The organism is uncultured Spongiibacter sp. (assembly GCF_964011655.1).
Lineage (GTDB): Bacteria > Pseudomonadota > Gammaproteobacteria > Pseudomonadales > Spongiibacteraceae > Spongiibacter > Spongiibacter marinus.
On the sequence record NZ_CAXGPO010000031.1, the window covers coordinates 19,128 to 38,260 of the forward strand.

At 54.6% G+C, this 19,133-nt stretch carries 17 protein-coding genes; 11 read left to right on the top strand and 6 right to left on the bottom strand.

All coding sequences use genetic code 11. The features are described from left to right. Positions 1-36: 36 nt before the first annotated feature. The 3 genes from ABNS66_RS12655 to ABNS66_RS12665 are packed head-to-tail and all read left to right on the top strand — an operon-like array spanning position 37 to position 2,597. Positions 37-807, top strand: coding sequence for a 4'-phosphopantetheinyl transferase superfamily protein (locus ABNS66_RS12655; RefSeq protein ID WP_286837996.1), 771 nt, complete (start codon positions 37-39; stop codon positions 805-807). A 37-nt stretch (positions 808-844) separates the two neighbouring features. Beyond that, the gene (locus ABNS66_RS12660; protein ID WP_286837998.1) at positions 845-2,020 is read left to right on the top strand and encodes a phosphoglycerate dehydrogenase; all 1,176 of its coding nucleotides are present in this window, start codon (positions 845-847) and stop codon (positions 2,018-2,020) included. A gap of 34 nt (positions 2,021-2,054) precedes the next feature. Further along, on the top strand, positions 2,055-2,597 hold the full coding sequence (locus ABNS66_RS12665) for a DUF1285 domain-containing protein (RefSeq protein WP_286838000.1): 543 nt from the start codon (positions 2,055-2,057) through the stop codon (positions 2,595-2,597). A 78-nt stretch (positions 2,598-2,675) separates the two neighbouring features. Here ABNS66_RS12665 and ABNS66_RS12670 read toward each other — a convergent pair whose 3' ends face one another. Continuing rightward, positions 2,676-4,331 (bottom strand): electron transfer flavoprotein-ubiquinone oxidoreductase, encoded by a 1,656-nt coding sequence (locus tag ABNS66_RS12670; RefSeq protein ID WP_204996500.1) that lies wholly within the window; start codon positions 4,329-4,331, stop codon positions 2,676-2,678. A gap of 401 nt (positions 4,332-4,732) precedes the next feature. Between ABNS66_RS12670 and ABNS66_RS12675 the strand changes: the two genes are divergently transcribed. The 3 genes from ABNS66_RS12675 to ABNS66_RS12685 all read left to right on the top strand — a co-directional run bounded on the left by ABNS66_RS12675 (position 4,733) and on the right by ABNS66_RS12685 (position 7,129). Continuing rightward, positions 4,733-5,482, top strand: coding sequence for an electron transfer flavoprotein subunit beta/FixA family protein (locus ABNS66_RS12675; RefSeq protein WP_204996501.1), 750 nt, complete (start codon positions 4,733-4,735; stop codon positions 5,480-5,482). Then, on the top strand, positions 5,482-6,411 hold the full coding sequence (locus ABNS66_RS12680; RefSeq protein WP_204996502.1) for an FAD-binding protein: 930 nt from the start codon (positions 5,482-5,484) through the stop codon (positions 6,409-6,411). Before ABNS66_RS12675 ends, ABNS66_RS12680 begins: the two co-directional genes overlap by 1 nt. A gap of 148 nt (positions 6,412-6,559) precedes the next feature. Then, positions 6,560-7,129 (top strand): YceI family protein, encoded by a 570-nt coding sequence (locus ABNS66_RS12685; RefSeq protein WP_286695079.1) that lies wholly within the window; start codon positions 6,560-6,562, stop codon positions 7,127-7,129. A gap of 5 nt (positions 7,130-7,134) precedes the next feature. On the opposite strand, the gene ABNS66_RS12690 is transcribed toward ABNS66_RS12685, so the two are convergent. The 3 genes from ABNS66_RS12690 to ABNS66_RS12700 all read right to left on the bottom strand — a co-directional run bounded on the left by ABNS66_RS12690 (position 7,135) and on the right by ABNS66_RS12700 (position 10,536). After that, entirely contained in the window at positions 7,135-8,301 is a 1,167-nt protein-coding gene (locus tag ABNS66_RS12690; RefSeq protein WP_286838002.1) for a cation:proton antiporter, read from the bottom strand. 110 nt (positions 8,302-8,411) lie between these two features. Continuing rightward, on the bottom strand, positions 8,412-8,900 hold the full coding sequence (locus ABNS66_RS12695; RefSeq protein WP_286838003.1) for a DUF934 domain-containing protein: 489 nt from the start codon (positions 8,898-8,900) through the stop codon (positions 8,412-8,414). After that, positions 8,893-10,536 carry a nitrite/sulfite reductase gene (locus tag ABNS66_RS12700; protein WP_286695076.1) on the bottom strand — a complete coding sequence of 548 codons (1,644 nt, stop codon included), beginning with the start codon at positions 10,534-10,536 and terminating at the stop codon, positions 8,893-8,895. Before ABNS66_RS12700 ends, ABNS66_RS12695 begins: the two co-directional genes overlap by 8 nt. Before the next feature lie 578 nt (positions 10,537-11,114). On the opposite strand from ABNS66_RS12700, the gene ABNS66_RS12705 reads away from it, so the two are divergent. The 5 genes from ABNS66_RS12705 (at position 11,115) to ABNS66_RS12725 (ending at position 16,216) form a co-directional block, all read left to right on the top strand. Further along, positions 11,115-11,741 (top strand): plasmid pRiA4b ORF-3 family protein, encoded by a 627-nt coding sequence (locus ABNS66_RS12705; RefSeq protein WP_348655342.1) that lies wholly within the window; start codon positions 11,115-11,117, stop codon positions 11,739-11,741. A gap of 12 nt (positions 11,742-11,753) precedes the next feature. Next, entirely contained in the window at positions 11,754-13,127 is a 1,374-nt protein-coding gene (locus ABNS66_RS12710) for an ISKra4 family transposase (RefSeq protein WP_286838008.1), read from the top strand. A gap of 60 nt (positions 13,128-13,187) precedes the next feature. After that, the gene (locus ABNS66_RS12715; RefSeq protein ID WP_286838010.1) at positions 13,188-13,688 is read left to right on the top strand and encodes a hypothetical protein; all 501 of its coding nucleotides are present in this window, start codon (positions 13,188-13,190) and stop codon (positions 13,686-13,688) included. A gap of 169 nt (positions 13,689-13,857) precedes the next feature. Then, a complete protein-coding gene (locus ABNS66_RS12720; protein ID WP_286838012.1) occupies positions 13,858-15,093 on the top strand; it encodes a hypothetical protein in 1,236 nt (411 codons plus the stop codon). A 16-nt stretch (positions 15,094-15,109) separates the two neighbouring features. Next, on the top strand, positions 15,110-16,216 hold the full coding sequence (locus ABNS66_RS12725) for a CaiB/BaiF CoA-transferase family protein (protein ID WP_286838014.1): 1,107 nt from the start codon (positions 15,110-15,112) through the stop codon (positions 16,214-16,216). Between the two features lie 626 nt (positions 16,217-16,842). Here the strand turns inward: ABNS66_RS12725 and ABNS66_RS12730 are convergent. Beyond that, the gene (locus ABNS66_RS12730; RefSeq protein ID WP_286838016.1) at positions 16,843-18,342 is read right to left on the bottom strand and encodes an arylsulfatase; all 1,500 of its coding nucleotides are present in this window, start codon (positions 18,340-18,342) and stop codon (positions 16,843-16,845) included. Positions 18,343-18,483: 141 nt separating this feature from the next. Beyond that, positions 18,484-19,133: helix-turn-helix domain-containing protein (locus ABNS66_RS12735; protein ID WP_348655343.1), on the bottom strand; the 650-nt coding region annotated here is incomplete at its 5' end.

Here is a 19,133-nt window from a genome sequence, read left to right on the forward strand (position 1 = left end):
CACTACCGGGGCGAATGCCCTGGTAAGGATAGAATAATGAATAAGGCGAGCGAACAACGGCGCCTGTCGGCGGGTCAAGTGGACGTTTGGTGTTGTGCGACTGACGACCCGCGACTATTAGCGAAGATGGATCGCTATTTGAATATGCTCTCTGATGAAGAGAAGCAGGAATACGAGCAGCGTCAGCATGCTGGGCAAGCAGAAGAATACCTGGCCAGTAGAGCGTTTTTGCGCACAGTACTGGCGCAGTACACGGGGCAGGAGCCGGAGCAGCTGACATTCGACAGCAACGACTTCGGTAAACCTTTTCTACCAGCGTACAGCGATAGCGTAAGCTTTAATGCCGCCCACACCCACGGCTTAACGCTTTGTGCAGTGACCAGTGGCTGTGATATCGGCGTGGACGTCGAATTCCAAACTGATAGCCAGGGAATGCTGGACGCTGCTGATGATTATCTTTCTCCGGCGGAAATGCTTGCATTGCGCGAAGTTGAGGAAGAAGGGCGGCTAAGTGTTTTCTTTCGCTCCTGGACATTGAAAGAGGCGTATTTGAAAGCGCGCGGCAAAGGCTTGTCGATTCCGCTGCACGATTTTTCGGTACTACTCAATGGTTTGGATGTAAGCCGCTTTGACGCCGATGACGCCGAGCGTTGGGAATTGCGCTTACTTGCTCAAGATGAAGATTTTACGGCTGCTATCGCTGTGGCCGGAAAAATAGCTGAAATCAAAGCGTTCCATTGCTTGCCTCTCGTTGAAATGTCCGAGCTAGGTCAACTCGCTGAATTACTACCTGCGGCTAAATCATAGGCTTGGTTTCTGCTGCAGTCCCTGCCAAGGAGGATGTGTGTACAAAATTCTTACCCTGAACCAAATCTCTGTGAAAGGCCTCGAGCGCCTGCCTCGCGAACAATATGAGATCGCCAGCGAATTTAGCTCACCCGACGCCATTTTGCTGCGCAGCCACAAATTGCAGGGCACGGATATTCCGCAATCGGTCAAAGCCATCGCTCGCGCAGGGGCTGGCACTAACAACGTGCCCGTCGCAGAGTGCACAGACCGGGGTATCCCGGTATTTAATAGCCCGGGTGCTAATGCCAACGCGGTAAAAGAGCTGGTCATAGCGGGCTTGACGTTGGGTTCGCGCGGTATTCTCGAAGGAATTGCCTACGTGAATACGCTAGGGGGCATGAAAGATGGCGCCGCTCTTGCCAAATTATTAGAAAAGGAAAAGAAACGCTTTAAGGGAAATGAGCTGGCGGGCCGCACCCTGGGTATTGTTGGCCTGGGGGCTATAGGCTCGATGATCGCCAGAGCCGCGCTCGATCTGGGCATGAAGGTTATTGGTTACGACCCTGCGCTGTCAGTCGATGCGGCATGGCGTTTGCCAAGCGCGGTGAAAAAAATGGAGAACCTGGGCAGCTTGTTTGCCCGTGCCGATTACATCACCCTCCATCTCCCGGTACTCGATGCAACGCGAGGGCTGGTGAATGCCGAGCTTCTGAGTAATTGTCGCCCAGGCACGTGCTTGCTGAATTTCGCACGTGAAGAGATTGTCGATGTTGCTGCGGTGATCGATGCCCTGGATGCCGGGCAGCTACGTCGCTTTATCACGGACTTTCCAACGCCGGAATTGATTGCGCGTGATGAGGATGTGGTGCTGATGCCGCATATCGGTGCCAGCACCGATGAGGCCGAAGAAAATTGCGCGATCATGGCGGCTGATCAGTTAGATGATTTCCTGCGTAACGGGAACATCAAGAACTCGGTAAACTTTCCGAATCTGCAGCTCGAGCGCAGTGGCGATGTGCGCCTGGCTGTGGCCAATCGCAATGTGCCGAAAATTCTTGGTAGCATCTTGGCGCTGTTATCCGATGCAAACGTGAATATCGTTGATATGCTTAACAAAAGCCGCGATGAAATTGCCTATAACCTTATCGACTTAAACGGCAATGTCGACGACGCATTGCTTGCAAAAATTGCTGACCTAGACGGTGTGGTTAACGTGCGAGTCATTCGCTGAGTGCAGCTCACTTGGCGACCCTAGGGAGAGCCCCATGAGTAGCCTTGAAACCATTGAACGCTTATTGAAAGACCAGGCCGGCAGACCACCGATTGAAAAGTGGCAGCCGGCGCTGAGTGGCGAAATCGACATTCAGATTTTGGCTGACGGGCGTTGGGTTCACGAAGGTGGCGAAATCAAGCGCCATGAGTTGGTTAAGCTATTTGCCTCTATTTTGCGGTGCGAAGCGGATGGTCACTATTATTTAGTCACTCCGGTCGAGAAATGGCGCTTACAGGTTGAAGACCTCCCGCTGCTGATCATTGACATGGAAGTAGGCGAATCAACGTCGGAAGGGCGTAGAATTGCCGTTAAAACTAACGTCGATACATGGCATGAGCTCGGTCCTCAGCATCGGCTCAGTGTGACCGAGTCACCTGATTCGGGGGAGCCGAGGCCGGCCGTTTCTCTCGAGCACGGCTTGTCAGCAAGAGTGAATCGCGCCTGTTTTTACCGCCTGGTAGATCTGGCTGAGCAGCATGGCGATCGACTCATTGTTCGCAGCGCCGGTGAACAATTTGAGCTAGGGCGTGTATAAGTAACCCCGGACACTTTGGGGGAGATGAAAACCAAAAAAGGCAGCCATCTGGCTGCCTTTTTTGTTGAAGCGTCTCAGCTACATGTTGGGATAGTTCGGTCCGCCCAAACCTTCAGGAGTCACCCACACAATATTCTGGGCGGGGTCCTTAATGTCACAGGTCTTGCAGTGCACGCAGTTTTGCCCGTTGATTTGGAAGCGCGCTTGGCCACCTTCGTCTTCGACCACCTCATACACCCCTGCTGGGCAGTAACGCTGAGCGGGCTCGGCGTACTTGGGCAGGTTGTCACGAATAGGCAGCTCGGCGTCCTTCAGCGTCAGGTGGCAGGGCTGATCTTCTTCGTGGTTAGTGTTAGAGAGGAATACTGACGACAAGCGGTCAAAGCTCAGCTTGTTATCAGGCTTGGGGTACTCAATCTTTTTGCAGCTGTCTGCAGGCTTCATTTGCGCGTAATCAGGCTTGGTATCGCTCAGCGTCCAAGGCAGGTTGCCGCCAAAGATATTCTGATCGATAAAGGCATAGGCTGAGCCGAAGAAGTTGCCGAACTTGTGCTGAGCTGGGCCAAAGTTGCGCTGAGCGTACAGCTCTTTATACAGCCAGGAGCCTTCAAAAGCAGTGGTGTATTCGGTGAGTTCTTCACCGGATTTATTGTCTTCAGTCAGCGCCTTGTGGACAACTTCTGCGGCCAGCAAACCGGACTTCATCGCGGTGTGGCTACCTTTGATCTTGGCAAAGTTCAGCGTGCCCGCGTCACAGCCAATCAGCAGACCACCTGGGAAGGTCATTTTTGGTAGAGACTGCAGGCCGCCTTTTGCGATAGCCCGAGCGCCGTAGGACACGCGCTCACCGCCATCGAGGTACTGCTTGACGACGGGGTGTTGCTTATAGCGTTGGAATTCCTCGAAGGGAGACAGCCACGGGTTATCGTAGCAGAGGTCGGTAATCAGGCCGATTGCGACTTGGTTGTCTTCCAGGTGGTAGAGGAAAGAGCCACCGAGGGCGCCATTTTCAGAGAGTGGCCAGCCGGCAGTATGAACGACCTTACCTTGTTCGTGCTTGGCGGGATCGATTTTCCAAAGTTCTTTAATGCCGATGCCGTAATGCTGGGGCTCTTTGCCCGCATTCAGGTCGAATTTTTCCATCAAACGCTTGCCGAGGTGACCGCGGCAGCCTTCTGCAAACAGGGTGTATTTTGCATGCAGCTCCATGCCGGGCATGTAGCTGTCTTTTTGGCTGCCATCTTCGGCAATGCCCATATCGCCAGTGACGATACCTTTTACACTACCGTCGTCATTGTACAGAACATCAGCAGCGGCAAAGCCGGGGTAGATCTCTGCACCCATGCCTTCGGCCTGCTCGGCCAGCCAGCGGCACAGGTTGCCCAGGCTAATAATGTAGTTACCTTCGTTGTGCATCGTTTTGGGCACAGCGAAGTCGGGAACTTTGATGGCTTTTTCACCGCTGGTCATGAAGTAGATATCATCACCAGTCACTGGCGTGTGCAGCGGCGCGCCTTTTTCTTTCCAGTCCGGGAATAGCTCGTCCAGCGCGGTGGGTTCAAATACTGCGCCAGATAGAATGTGGGCGCCGACCTCAGAACCTTTTTCTACAACACAAACGCTGATGTCTTTTCCGCTGGTTTCACTTAACTGGCGAATTTTGCAAGCTGCTGCCAAACCTGCAGGCCCAGCACCGACGATCAGGACGTCAAATTCCATTGATTCGCGTTCCACAGACTCTCTCCTCTAAGATTAAGCATAGGTGTAGCCCTTATTGGCTGGGCGTTTTGACACCATTTTTGAAGGCGCAAGTATAAGTGTCAGCACGTAAAAACGCCACATAAGCACCGCTCGGCTGTCAAACTTAACGTCAGTATTACCCGGGGTTGTCCTTTTTTATATGGCAGGAATGACCGCGCAGATCGTATTTTCGGCGATATTCAGCGAAATAGAACTGCGCTATGCCTGTTATTCAGCGGCTGAATAGCGCACTCATGTTGACCTTGACGGCCAATGCCGTCAATATAACGGCGCTTTTTTTAACGGGGCTAAACGTCTGGACGGATCGAATTATTGATCCGCAGCGTAAAGACGACTAGCTGTTTCATTTCATTTACGCGTTTACTGGGGAATCCATGAAGGTTCTTGTTGCTGTCAAACGAGTTGTTGACTACAACGTCAAAGTGCGTCCGAAGTCGGACGGTACAGACGTTGATCTGAATAATGTCAAAATGGCGATCAATCCATTCTGTGAAATCGCTGTTGAAGAAGCGGTACGCCTGAAAGAGAAAGGTGTTGCTACTGAAATCATCGCTGTCTCAATCGGTCCTAAAGTGGCTCAAGAGCAGATCCGTACTGCGTTGGCCCTAGGCGCTGACCGCGGCATCCTGGTAGAAACGGAAGAAGACGTTCAGCCACTGGGTATCGCTAAAGTACTCAAAGCCGTTGTTGACAAAGAGCAGCCGCAACTCGTGATCATGGGTAAGCAGGCGATCGACGGCGACAACAACCAAACCGGCCAAATGCTGGCGGCATTGACCGGAATGGCTCAGGGTACTTTCGCATCAGAAGTTGCCGTTGACGGCGACAGCGTTGCAGTGACTCGCGAAATTGACGGCGGTCTGCAAACCGTTAAGCTGGCATTGCCCGCAGTCGTAACGACTGACCTGCGCTTGAACGAGCCTCGTTACGCGTCACTGCCTAACATCATGAAGGCGAAGAAGAAGCCTCTCGATACACTGACGCCAGACGAGCTGGGTATCGATGTTACACCACGTGTGAAAACCTTGAAGGTTGAGCCGCCTGCAGAGCGTCAAGCGGGTATCAAGGTTGCGGACGTTGCCGAACTGGTTGAGAAACTGAAGAACGAGGCGAAGGTAATCTAATGAGTATTCTAGTTATTGCAGAACACGATAACGCCTCTATCAATGGGGCAACCCTGAACACAGTCAGCGCAGCGAAAGCTATCGGTGGCGATATCGCCGTACTCGTTGCGGGTGAAGGCTGTGGTGCAGCGGCTGAAGCGGCGGCTAAAATCGACGGCGTTAGCAAGGTGCTGGTTGCAGACAACGCTGCCTACGGTCACCAGCTGGCTGAGAATGTGGCGCTGTTGGTCGCAGAACTGGGCAAAGACTACGGTTACATCTTGGCTCCTGCGACCACTAACGGTAAGAACACGCTTCCGCGTGCTGCCGCGTTGCTGGATGTTGCGCAAATTTCAGAGATCATTTCGGTAGAGAGCGCGGATACCTTCAAGCGCCCCATCTACGCCGGTAACGTTATCGCCACTGTTCAGTCTTCTGACGCGATCAAAGTCATCACTGTTCGTGCAACGGCGTTCGATGCTGCTGCCGCAGAGGGTGGTTCTGCTGCCGTAGAAGCGGTTGCTAGCGCACACGATGCAGGTAAGTCCAGCTTCGAGAAAGAAGAGCTGGCTAAGAGCGATCGTCCAGACCTGACTGCCGCAGACATCGTTGTCTCTGGTGGCCGCGGTATGCAAAATGGCGACAACTTCAGCATGCTGTACTCCCTGGCAGACAAGCTTGGTGCAGCAGTTGGTGCATCGCGCGCGGCTGTTGACGCGGGCTTCGTACCTAACGATATGCAAGTAGGTCAGACGGGTAAAATCGTCGCACCGGGGCTGTACATCGCTGTCGGCATTTCTGGTGCTATCCAGCATTTGGCTGGTATGAAGGACTCAAAAGTCATTGTTGCTATCAACAAAGACGAAGATGCTCCTATCTTCCAGGTTGCTGATTACGGTCTGGTTGCAGACCTGTTTGACGCCTTGCCTGAGCTGGAAAGCGCTATCTAATAGCCCTTCAGCTAGTGAGCACAAAAAACCCGGCTTAGGCCGGGTTTTTTGTGCTCGCAATATCGGGAATTTAGCGTAGTAAATAGAGTCAGATAAAGACAATTGGAGGTCGGGTACTCCGGCGTCTGTTCACGGTGGGAGACAGGTAATGAAAAAAATCGTATTTGGGCTTTGCTTGTATGCCGCAGCGATGGCGACTCAGGCCTTGGAACTGGCTAGCGAATCGTCGATGCTCAATGTGGTGAGCGTAAAAAACAATCGCGTTGCCGAGTTGTTTAGCTTTGATGCTGTTACCGGGCAGCTTAATACCACCACCGGCAAAGCGCTTATCAATATCGACCTGGCAAGCATTGACTCAGGGATTGATATTCGCGACAAGCGAATCAAAAAATACCTTTTTGATGTCGATAGCCAGCCATTGGCCACGTTCAACGCCACAATTGATACGGATGCCCTTGCTGCTATTGAGGTATCTTCGCCGCAAGCGATGACCGTTGAGGGCGAACTGATGCTGGGCGGCAAGCGTCAGGCATTGCGTTTTAATACGCTGGTAAGCCGGCTGGAAAATGGTGATATTCGTGTGGTAACCACGTCGCCGGCGTTTATCGATATCGCCGCTTTGGGCTTGGAGCAGGGCATAGACAAACTGCGACAACTTGCTGGGCTGAATTCCATTACGCTGGCGGTGCCCGTCACCTTTTCGGTGCTGTTTCAATAAAGCGCTTAGTCCCGGCGTAGCTCATCGCGAATAGCGATGGGCGTCGGGCAGTTGAGCACAACAATATACGATGACACAACAAAGCTCAGAATGGCTGTAGCTTGAATGAGATGAGACGCGCTACTGCCAATGACGCCTTGGTCAAAAGCCAGATAGGCGATCAACAGCGAGAATTCGCTGATCTGCCCCAAGCGAAGCCCCAGATCCCAGCATAGCCGCTTAGACGCTAATGTTCGCCGCAGAAGAACGCGAAAACTCAGTGGTTTTATCGTGAGTAGTATCGCGGCGAGAAGGAGGGCTGGGGCGGCTATTTCTGTGATCAGCGCCAGATTGAAGCGTGCCCCCAACGAAAAAAAAAACAATATTAAAAAGAAATCTCTTAACGGCTTAAGGCTAATCGCGATGTACTGGGATATTGGGCTGGTAGCGAGGCTTATGCCGGCGAGAAAGGCGCCCATTTCCGCAGACAGCCCCATCGCATGGGCCGCCTCGGCAAGCCCTAAGCACCAACCTATCGCCAGCAAAAAAATATATTCCTGAAAGCGGTCAAAGCGCTGAATAAGTGGCAGTAATAAGTAGCGTACAGCGACAAACGCCAGGGCGCAGAGCAGGGGGAGCGCGACAAGGGTTTTACCGAGGCTGATGGGCGATAATTCGCCTTGGCTAACGCTGGAAATTAACAGTAGTACGAGTATGGCGATCATGTCTTGCAGCAATAAAATCCCGACCATTAGCTCGCCGTTCTCGCGGTGGTGCAAAACGGTGGTTGGCAGTAATTTAATGCCGATAATCGTGCTGGAAAACATCATCGCGGCCCCGATTATCCACGCCTCGGCCTGAGTAAAGCCAAACGCCACGCCAACACTGTAACCGATGGCCAGGAATATTGTGGAGCTAATTAGCGCTATGCCCGTGGTTTTTCTAAGGCTGTGCAGCAGCGCCTGGGGCTGCATATCCAGACCGAGCAGAAAAAGCAAAAACACGATGCCAAACTCGGCAATCTCTGCCAATAAGCCTAAATCGGTAACCCAGCCGCCACCGTAGGGGCCAATGATTGCGCCCAGTGCAATATAGGCAATGAGTAGCGGCTGACGGCTGATTAAGGCGAGCGAGGCCAGCAAGGCGGCGCCGCTAAAAATAAGAAAAAATGAGAAGGTCAGGCTGGTTTCCACACGCGCTCCTGCTGCTCTACTTGCGCCGTATCACAATGATCCGGCACTACTCAGCATAGCGGAGGGAATGAGAGGCGTAAAAAAACCCGCATAGCGGGTTTAGTGTGCAATTACGCTTGGCGACGCCGGAACAGGGGGAGTGGCTGGTCCACACTGGACTGATAGCTTTCGCTGAAGTCGTTCAGGCTGGCCAGCGCGGCTTCCAGCTCGTCGCTGGGCAGGGCATAGCTGGAAAATCCGCAGCGCTTCATATAGAACAGCTGGTCGCGAATAAAATCACCGACGGCACGAATTTCGCCCTGATATTGGCGTTGCTCGCGTAGCTCGCGGGCATAGCTGAAGCCGCGGCCGTCCATAAACTTCGGAAAGTCTACCGCCACAAAGCTGAGTGCTGACAAGTCATCGTCGCTCAGTGATTTAGGTGACTCGTCACTGGCCAGATAAACGGCTATTTCGCCCAAGGCGAGCAGGGCGTCGCGCTGCTGCTGCCAGAGCGCCAGCGGAACGATAACATGGTCGGTGCTCGGTAAGGTCTCGGCGTCGCGCCAAACTTGCCAGTTGTCGTCAACAACCTGACCATTCTTAATAATCTTAGGCATATACACGCTCCTTAAACGGCGCCAGGCCTATGCGTTCGTAGGTATCGATAAAGCGCTCTTCGGGGTGGCGCTTTTCAAGGTAGCAGTTGAGTATTTTCTCAACGACGTCGGGAATTTCGTCTTGCGCAAAAGAAGGGCCAAGGATCTTACCCAGCGATGCATTCAGCCCCTGCTGACCGCCGAGCGACACTTGATAGAACTCCTGACCTTTTTTATCGACGCCGAGGATACCGATATTACCAATGTGGTGGTGGCCACAAGCATTCATACAGCCGGAGATATTCAGCTCTATGTCGCCCAGGTCGTAAAGGTAGTCCAGATCGTCGAAGCGGCGCTGAATGGCTTCTGCAATGGGGATCGACTTGGCGTTGGCCAGCGAGCAGAAATCACCGCCGGGGCAGCAGATGATATCGTTCATCGTGCCTACCGTCGGGCTGGCAAGCTCCAGGCTGACAAGTTTTTGCCATAGAGCAAAAAGCTGGCGCTGCTGAATATCAGGTAGTACCAGGTTCTGTTGATGGGTTGAGCGAATTTCACCAAAGCCAAACTCCTCGGCGAGGTCCGCGACCGCTTCAAACTGTTCTGCAGTGATATCGCCCGGTGCGACGCCGGTGGTTTTCAGCGACAGCGTAGCGATCGCGTAGCCACGTTGTTTGTGGGCGTGCACGTTGTGGTTGAGCCAGCGGGCGAAATCGACATTCTCGAGGGCGAGGGCCTGGAGATCTTCATTTTCCAGCGCCTCGTAATCCGGGCGAGTGAAAAATGACTGAGCGCGGGCAATTTCCTCGTCGGGAAGGTCTAAATTGCCATCTTTAATAAAGGCCCATTCTTCTTCCACTTTAGCTTTGAAGGCGTCTGCGCCCATGGCGCGAACCAAAATTTTAATACGCGCTTTGAATTTGTTGTCACGGCGGCCCAACTGGTTGTAAACCCGAACGATGGCCTCCAGATAGCTGAGCAGGTGGCGCGGTGGCAAGGCCTCGTGGATAACACTGCCGATAACCGGCGTACGGCCCAAACCGCCGCCTACTATTACTTTGAACGCGGTATTGCCGTTGTCGTCTTTGACGATCTGCAAGCCGATGTCGTGAACCAATACCGCCGCCCGGTCTTGCTCAGAGCCGCACACAGCGATTTTGAATTTACGGGGAAGGAAGGCAAATTCCGGGTGAAAAGTGGACCACTGACGAATGATTTCACACCACGGCCGGGCATCTTCAACTTCATCGGCGGCAACGCCAGAGAACTGGTCTGCGGTGACATTGCGAATGCAGTTACCACTGGTCTGGATGGAGTGCATTTCCACCTCAGCCAGATGCTCCAGAATATCGGGAACTTCTTCCAGTTTCGGCCAATTCAACTGAACATTTTGGCGGGTACTAATGTGTGCATAGCCCTTGTCGTACTCGCGGGTAATAAAGGCTAGCTTGCGCAGCTGCTGGCTGTTCAGCGTGCCATAGGGCACCGCAATGCGCAGCATGGGAGCAAGGCGCTGAACATACAGGCCATTTTGAAGGCGCAGCGGCAAAAACTGTTCCTCAGTGATTTTGCCAGCCAGATAGCGCTCGGTTTGATCCCGATACTGAGCGACGCGTTGGCTGATGATCTGCCGATCGTACTGGTCGTATGCGTACATATAACGTGTAATCTCTCGCGTTAAGTGTCATGCGGTCCCGGCGTGTGACGGCGGGGCGCTTAATTATAAATCGGAGCGAATGATAAATTTTAATCGGTTCTGCCACTAACGCTTTTTGCGGATAAGCCTTATGCGTTTGACCGATTACTTCACTCTTTATCTCAGCAAATAGCAGTCTTTTTCATAATCTTGCTATACTGGCGGCTTTTCCAAGCCGGTTCGCCGGGTGTTAACGTCATTATTCCATTGAGGTTGTCATGTCTGACCAAAACCAAGAAGCCCGTGAAGATAATTTTGCTGACGCCTGTGCGTCTGTAGCGATCCTGACGATTGTTATTGCAACCGTCGTATACTGGTTGTCAGGTATGCCTTCTTAAAGCCATCACCCGTCAGCAACAAAAAAAGGCTGCCAATTGGCAGCCTTTTTTTGTTTCGCTGTCCCGTCCTGAAATAGGTTTACACCCATGAGGCCTATTTGGAGAGCAGTACAAAACGGGGGCAAATCTCCGCACCTAGGTGAATAATCAGGCATAACTTCCTGAAACTGCTAGGCTTATCCCATGCAAAGGAGGTCTGGTATGCCTGAGGTCTATCAGCTTCACATCTTATTGCGCGAGATCAGTCCCGCAATCTGGCGCCGGGTATTGGTCCGCTCTGACAGTACCATCACGGATCTTCACTATACCATCCAGATTCTGATGGGGTGGTCTGACTACCATCTCAACAAGTTTACAATTCACGCGAAGAGCTATGGCGTCTACCACAGGGGCGGCCTGTGCTTTCCGGACGACCCCGACGAAATTCTCCTTTCTGACTTTGAATTTCGCCACAAAGAGCGGTTCCTCTACGAATATGATTTCAACGTCGACTGGATGATCGATATTCGGCTGGAAGAGAGGAGGGCACTGGACCCCAGCCAAATCTACCCAGTCTGCATTTCCGGTAGCAGGGCAGGGCCCCCGGAAGAATGTGGCGGTCCCATTGCTTTTATGGCCTGGGAAGACGAGTTTCATCCATCTCTTGTTGTTTCCCGTCTCCAGGATCTATGCGAAGACCAGGTCGATGAAATGGAGCTCTACCTCCATGAGATCGATCACGCCAAGTGGTGGCTCGGGAAAGAGGAATTCGACCGCAGGGAGATCAACCGGCGTTTAGACATATACAGTAAACGGGACGAAGAATGGTACGGGGCGGTATTCGAGTAGAAGGAGTCTGCTATGAAAGCCAAGGTCCAGGTCGTCATTGAGTCCGAACACGGGCAGCTCATCGTTCACGATGTCGCGACCATAACAAGAACAACATTTTCTACCGGCACACTGGGTTTATCTCTGTCCGAAGGCAAGAACCTGCTGCAACACCTTCAGGCCAGCATCGTCAATCAACAGGTGTCAGAGTGGCTACGGGATACCAGGGATTGCCCAATCTGCGGATCCCCGCGATCCTTGAAGGGACACCACTCCCTGGTCTGCCAAACCGTATTCGGGAAAGTGCAGCTCGATAGCCCACGGCTACGACATTGCCCCTGTGAAAAGGCCGACCATCGCAGTTTCAGCCCGCTCTCGAAGCGGTTATCAGAGCGAACGACACCGGAACTTGCCTATCTGGAGGCAAAGTGGGCTTCGTTGATGTCCTATGGGCTCACGGTAGATATCCTGTCAGAGGTCCTTCCATTGGAGGGCCAGATTAATACCACGTCAATCCGCAGACAGGTAGAACGGGTCGCTGATCGGGTTGAGCAGGCGATGGGACCGGAGAAGGGTATCTACCTGGAAGGCATGGAGCGGGACTGGGGCAAATTACCTCGCCCGGAGGAACCCATTACCGTTGGCATAGATGGTGGCTTCGTCCGTGGTCGGGACGGAAAATCGCGAGGGGAGGGACACTTTGAGGTTATCGCCGGCAAGAGCATCGCTGAGAATGATTCTAAATGCTTTGCCTATGTCACTCGTTACGACGAGAAGCCCAAACGACGACTGTACGAGGTGCTGAAATCTCAAGGCATGCAGATGAATCAGCAGGTCACATTTCTCTCCGACGGAGCAGAGAATGTCCGCACCCTGCAATACGACCTGAATCCACACGCGGAGTATATCTTGGATTGGTTTCACATAACGATGAGACTCACTGTAATGCGCCAGATGGCGAAAGGGCTACCGGGTGAGGAGGATCCGAAAGCGACTGAGAAAGCCCTGGACCACCTCAAGCGCATCAAGTGGTATCTATGGCACGGTAATGTGTATCGAGCGTTGCAGGCTGTCGAGGACCTGACCTGGCATTTGGATTGCCTGGAGCCCGGCGAGGCACAGGCCAAGTTATTCAAGACAGTGGAAGACTTCGAGCGATATATCCATTCGAACCAGACAAATATCACAAACTATGGCTATCGGTACCGGAATGGTGAGAGAATTTCCACGGGGTTCGTGGAGTCAACCATCAACCAGGTCGTAAGCAAGCGATTCGTGAAGAAGCAGCAAATGCGCTGGACAGAGCGAGGCGCCCACCTGTTGCTTCAAGTCCGGACGAAGGTCCTGAATGACCAATTGAGAGACACATTTGAGGGCTGGTACCCCGAAATGAAGGAGGCAGCTTAGCGATTTGCCCCCGGTTTGTCCTGCTCTCCCGAAAAAGAGCACAAGACCACGATTCAGTCGATGCAAACTGAGCAACGGGTGCTACTCAAGCAGCATGCCGAGGAGCGATCGCGGGTAGCGGAGGAGCACGGTACTGCAATTGCAGCTCAGCGTAAGGAACTAGCGCAGGAGGCTGAGCAAACTGAAAACCGATTGATGGTGCTCCTTGACCAGGAGCGACTCGAAGCAAAGGCCAATGCGAAGAAGCTCACGGCTGATCTCGAGAAAATGTCCCATAAATCCCAGACTGCCCGGGAGGCCGTTGTGGCCCTCGAGACGAAGGTCAATGAGCTAACGCGCCAAAAGGATAAGCTCGAAAGTGATATTGCGACGCATCTTGAGGCAAATGCTGAGCTCCAGGAAAGCCTGGATGATCAGAAATCCCTAACAGTGTCTGTTGAGCGAGAATTCAGCGCCTATAAAGAAGAGCACAAACTGGGAGGAGAGCTTGGAGCTCTCCAAGACGCCGTGATAGTGCTGCAGAACCAGCTGCGTGAAAAGGCTGATACGAAAAAGAAGTGAGCACAACACTCCTCATGCTGTAGTCATTGTTCAGAATGAGCCCGGCAAGTCGGAAATATCCGTATTGTTAAGTATTCAGTCCCTCCGGAAAAGTCATCGCGCGGCTTGCCGTTACTATCAAAGCTACCATTCGTTACTGGCCATAAACCGGCTGAAAAAGTCGTCGATCATGAGTGATCTAGCGTATCTTCAAGAGTACCTGGTTTATCTGACCATACCCGCAGTGAGCGGGCTGGTCGGCTATGGCACCAATTGGCTGGCGGTCAAGATGATGATGGGTCCTGTGGAATTCGTCGGCATTGGTCCGCTGGGGTGGCAGGGAGTGATACCAGCCAATGCGCCGAAGATGGCGCGCATCACGGTGGAGCACAGCGTCAAACGTGTTCTCACCCAGGAAGAACTTATCGACCGCATCGATCCCGATCAGTTGATCGAGGCGATCAGTCACCGGCTCGACCCCTTTGTGGAAGAGGTGGTAGACGAGGTGATGGGCCAGGCCACTTCTCCCCAGCTTTCGGTGAGCAATTTCATCTGGAGCGCCGCGCCCGGTGCCATCAAGAAGCGGGTGTACACCGAAGTGCGGAAGAAACTCCCCGCTGCGCTGGAAAATCTGATCGAAGATCTCAAGCCGAATCTCGGTGAACTGGTGGACCTCAACGAGGTGATCGTAGAGCGGCTCAGCAGTGACAAGCTTATGCTGACCCGGGTGTTCCGGGAAGCGGCCGCGCAGGAGTTCAAATTTATCCAGCGCAGCGGCCTGTACTTCGGTATTCCGCTGGGCATCCCGGTGATGTTTATCTGGTACTTCTACCAGCAGTGGTGGCTGCTGCCGGCTTTCGGGCTGTTGGTGGGCTATATCACCAATGCGCTGGCCATCTACCTCATCCAGAAGCCGCTGCAACCGGTGCAGGTGGGGCCATTCAAAGTCCAGGGCTTGTTTATCAAGCGACAGAAAGAGGTGTCGCGCTACTACGGCCGGGTCATGGCTTCCGAACTGGTCACCGCCGAGATCGTGGTTGGCGAGATGCTCAAGATTGAGGAGTCGGTCGATCGCCTGCGGGCGATGATCCACCGGGAGGTCAATCATGCCATTGAGGATGCGCAGGGGGTGCTCAAGCCGCTGGCGGTGGTCAGTATCGGTCCTTCCGAATACGCCAGGATCAGCTGTATCGTCAGCGACCGGGCTTTCGAGGAGGTTATCCGGCCTGATGCGCGCTCATTTGCTTATATTGACGAGGCGCTGGATGTGGAAAACACCATTGCCGAGCGCCTGGGCAGCCTGCCACCAGAGGAATTTTACGAATTACTGCATCCCGTCGTCGCCGAGGATGAATGGAAACTGATTGCCGTTGGTGCGGCCCTGGGGATGGGCGCGGGCTACTGGCAATGGGCATTACTTACCTGAATATCTAGGAGTGAATATGGGGCCTTTAGCGGGCACGAAAGTCGTTGAAATCGCCGGAATCGGTCCCTGCCCGATCGCGGGCATGATGCTGGCCGATCTTGGCGCCGAGGTGATCCTGGTGGAACGCAAGGTTGCCAGTGAGAACGCCGCCGCGGTAGGCGGTGCTACTGACTTCGCCTATTTCCGTCGGGGCAAGCAGTCCATCGCCCTGGACCTGAAAGATCCGGAAGCAATCGAGGTGGTCCTGCAACTGGTGGAGCAGGCGGAGGTCCTGATTGAGGGCTTCCGCCCCGGGGTCATGGAGCGCCTGGGCCTGGGTCCCGAGGCCTGCCTGGCGCGCAAGCCTTCCCTAGTTTACGGCCGAATGACCGGCTGGGGGCAGAGCGGCCCTCTGTCCCATTCCGCGGGACACGATATCAACTATCTCTCCATCACCGGGATTCTGCATTATGGCGGGATTCCCGGCGATGCACCGTACCCCACACCCACGGTGCTGGGTGATATCGGTTCCGGTTCCAATATGCTGGTGCTGGGCATTCTCTCGGCGTTGCTGCATGTGCAACGCGGCGGGGAGGGGCAGGTTATCGATGCCGCGATCTGCGACGGCGCCATCTACAACCAGGCCCTGCTGGCCAGTGTGCGCGAGGAGGGTGCAATCAGCGAGAACCCCGGCGAGACCTTCTTCGGCGCCGCCAGCCCCTGGTGCAACACCTATCCCTGTGCCGATGGCCGCTACGTCACGGTACAGGCCCTGGAGCCGAACTTTTACCGCGAGCTGATCACCCTGTGCGGCTTTGCCGACGATCCGGATTTCGCCCGCCAGCACGACAAGAATGCCTGGCCTGCTGCCCGCGCGAAAATGGCAGCGCTGTTCGCCAATCAGCCGCAGTCTCACTGGAGTGAGCTGCTCTCGGGCACCGACGCCTGTTTCGCCCCGGTGCTGACCCTGCCTGAAGCGGCGGAGAACGCGCATATCAAGGCGCGGGAGTGCTTCGTCGAAGGCAGCGCTGGCCTGCAGCCGGCACCGGCGCCCCGGTTCAGTGTCACCCAACAGGAAGTGGGGCAGATTCCAAAGCCTGGTGAACACGGTGAAGCGATCATGCAGGCACTTGCAAAGGAATAGGCCAGATAATGCGCAAACCCATACCGCCAATGGACCTGATGTTCTTCCTGCTGGAGTCCCCCCAGAGTCCCAAGCATGTGGCTGCTGTGCAGGTCTTCAAAAAGCCGAAGAATGCCCCCGATACCTATCTACGTGACCTGGTGGCCGCCTTTAAGGCCGCCCCTGTGGTAGCGCCATTCAATTACTATCCGCATTTTCCCCGCATGGGAATGCCCGAGTGGCGAGTGCAGGAAGACATGGATATGGACTACCACGTGAGGCACTCCGCGGTACCGGGGCCCGGCTCTGACGAGCAGTTGATGGAAGTGATCCAGCGCCTGCACGCGGGCATGTTGGACCGGCGCCGGCCCGGCTGGATATGCCAGGTTATTGAGGGTCTCGAAAATGATCGCTTCGCGGTCTACAGCAAGATCCATCACGCCTACATCGACGGTATGACTGGCGTGAAGCGGATGTACGGCGCCCTGTCGACGTCCTCCCGGACCAGAAAAATCGTTCCGCCCTGGTCCTATGAACTGGAGCGGCCGTCCTCAGCCGGGAAACGCAGGGACAGCGACCCGCTCAAACCAATTCTCAAGCGGCTCCGCGGCCTGGGGGAGGTGACCGGCCTGCTCAGCGACATGGGGCTACAGTGGCTCAATGTGCGCGAAGGTAAGGCGCAGATTCCCTATTCGGCCACGCCGACACTGCTGAACAAGCCCCTGGAGTGGGAGACCCGTTCCACCGCGGTGTGTACGCTGCCCTTGGACCGGGTGAAGGCCATTGGCAAGGAGCGCGGCTGTACGGTCAACGAGGTGGTGCTGGCGATAATCGATGCGGCCTTGCACGATTACCTGCAGCGGCTCGGTGAGAGCACGGGCGATCCGCTGATAGCCCTCTGTCCCATGATCGCCGTCACGGATCGCTACGATATCGCCAGTATCGGAGGTATAGATGAATTCAGTGCGCGGCCCCTTTTCATCCTTGCCGAGGAAGTAGGGCAGGAAATTGTAGCCGTCCAGATGCACTTTGTAGGACTTGCCGCCAACTCGTTTGCCCTTCTTCAGTTCCGCGATGATGTTGTCATTGCCCGCCGCCGCCATAAGGGTCGGCATCCAGTCCATCATGGCGATGATTTCGTTAGAAACCTGGCCCGCCGCGATCCTGGCTGGCCAGCGCATCATCATCGGCACCCGGTAGCCGCCTTCCCAACTGCTGTTCTTTTCGCCTCGGTATGGGGTGTAGCCGCCGTCCGGCCACAAGGCCAGTTCGGCGCCGTTATCGGTGGAATACATAACGATGGTGTTGTCGGCGATACCCAGCTCGTCCAGCTTGTCGAGCAACTGGCCGACATGACCGTCATGCTCCACCAGTCCGTCGGCGTAAAGGCCCTGTCCCGTCACGCCTTGTGATTCAGGCTTGAGCCGGGTCCACACGTGCATGCGAGTGGCGTTAAACCAGACAAAAAAGGGCTTGCCTGCCCTGTGGGTCTTGTCCATGAATTTCAGGGCCGCACCCAGGAATTCCTCGTCCACGGTCTCCATTCGCTTTTTGGTCAAGGGACCGGTGTCTTCGATTTTTCCATCCGAGTAACTGTGGATCACGCCCCGCGGTCCAAACATCTGCTTGAATGCAGGGTCCTTGGGGTAGTTCGGGTGCTCAGGCTCTTCTTCTGCGTTGAGGTGGTAAAGGTTGCCGAAGAATTCGTCGAAGCCGTGATTGGTGGGCAGGTGTTCGTCGCGATCACCCAGATGATTTTTGCCGAACTGGCCGGTGGCGTAACCCAGGGACTTGAGCAGGGTGGCAATGGTCGGGTCCTTGTCGGACATGCCTTCCTTCGCTCCGGGCAGGCCCACCTTGGTCAGGCCGGTGCGCAGCGGGTGCTGCCCGGTGATGAATCCCGCGCGGCCGGCGGTGCAGCTCTGGTCACCATAGGAGTCGGTGAAAATGATCCCATCGGCCGCGATCTTGTCAATATTGGGCGTCTTATACCCCATACGCCCCATGTTGTAGGCACTGATGTTGTAGGGCCCGATATCATCACCCCAGATGATGAGGATATTGGGTTTATCGGCGGCCCGGGCCTCCGTAGCAATAGACATGTTGAGACATACCACTGCCAGTAAAATGCGTGTCAGCTTATTCATCGAGCACCTCCCGTATCTAACAGGGGGCTACGATAGCGTATAAGGCTTCGGGGGATGCCTGGAAAAACCGAAAGGGCAGCTTTATTGTTCGTTCGGGCTAGTTGGGGTATTCAGGGTCAGGTTGTTAGCCCATTTGTTTAGCTACGGCTCCACACCCTTTTCTCGGCGGTAGTCACGGGGTGACTTTCCTGTCCAGCGCCGAAACGCCCTGGTGAAGCTGCTGGTATCGTTAAACCCCAGCATGAAACTCATCTCGGTGATGCTTATGCGGGACTGTTCCATGTAGTCCAGTGCAAGGGACTTTCGCACCTGGTTCAGTAGGTCCTGGAAGCTCGTTTCCTTTGCCGCCAGTTTCTGCTGCAGGGCGCTGGGGCTCATGGCCAGTTCGCTGGCAACATGCTGCTTCGTACAATTCTCCGAAGGGAGTTTCCGCAGGATGATCCGCTTGACCCGGTTGACGATATCCTCCGCGTCGAGCGCGGCGATGTAGTTTTGCAGGATCTTGTCGTGTTCGCTGGCGATTTCCCGGTTGCCACCCAGCAGGGGGAGGTCGACGATGGCAGAGTCCAGGCAGATTGTACAGTCTGGGGCATCGAAAGTTACCGGCACGTGAAAACTTCTGGTGTACAAGTCCACGTAGCCCTCAGGCAGGGGGCGCGTCAGTCGTACTGATAGGGGCTTGAAATCGGGCCGATAAATCATGCGGAAGACCCGAATGATGAAGGCGTTCCAGGCGTCGATGGTTTCAAAGGCGACGCCGTCTGCAACTACCTCCAGAACCAGGCAGAAGC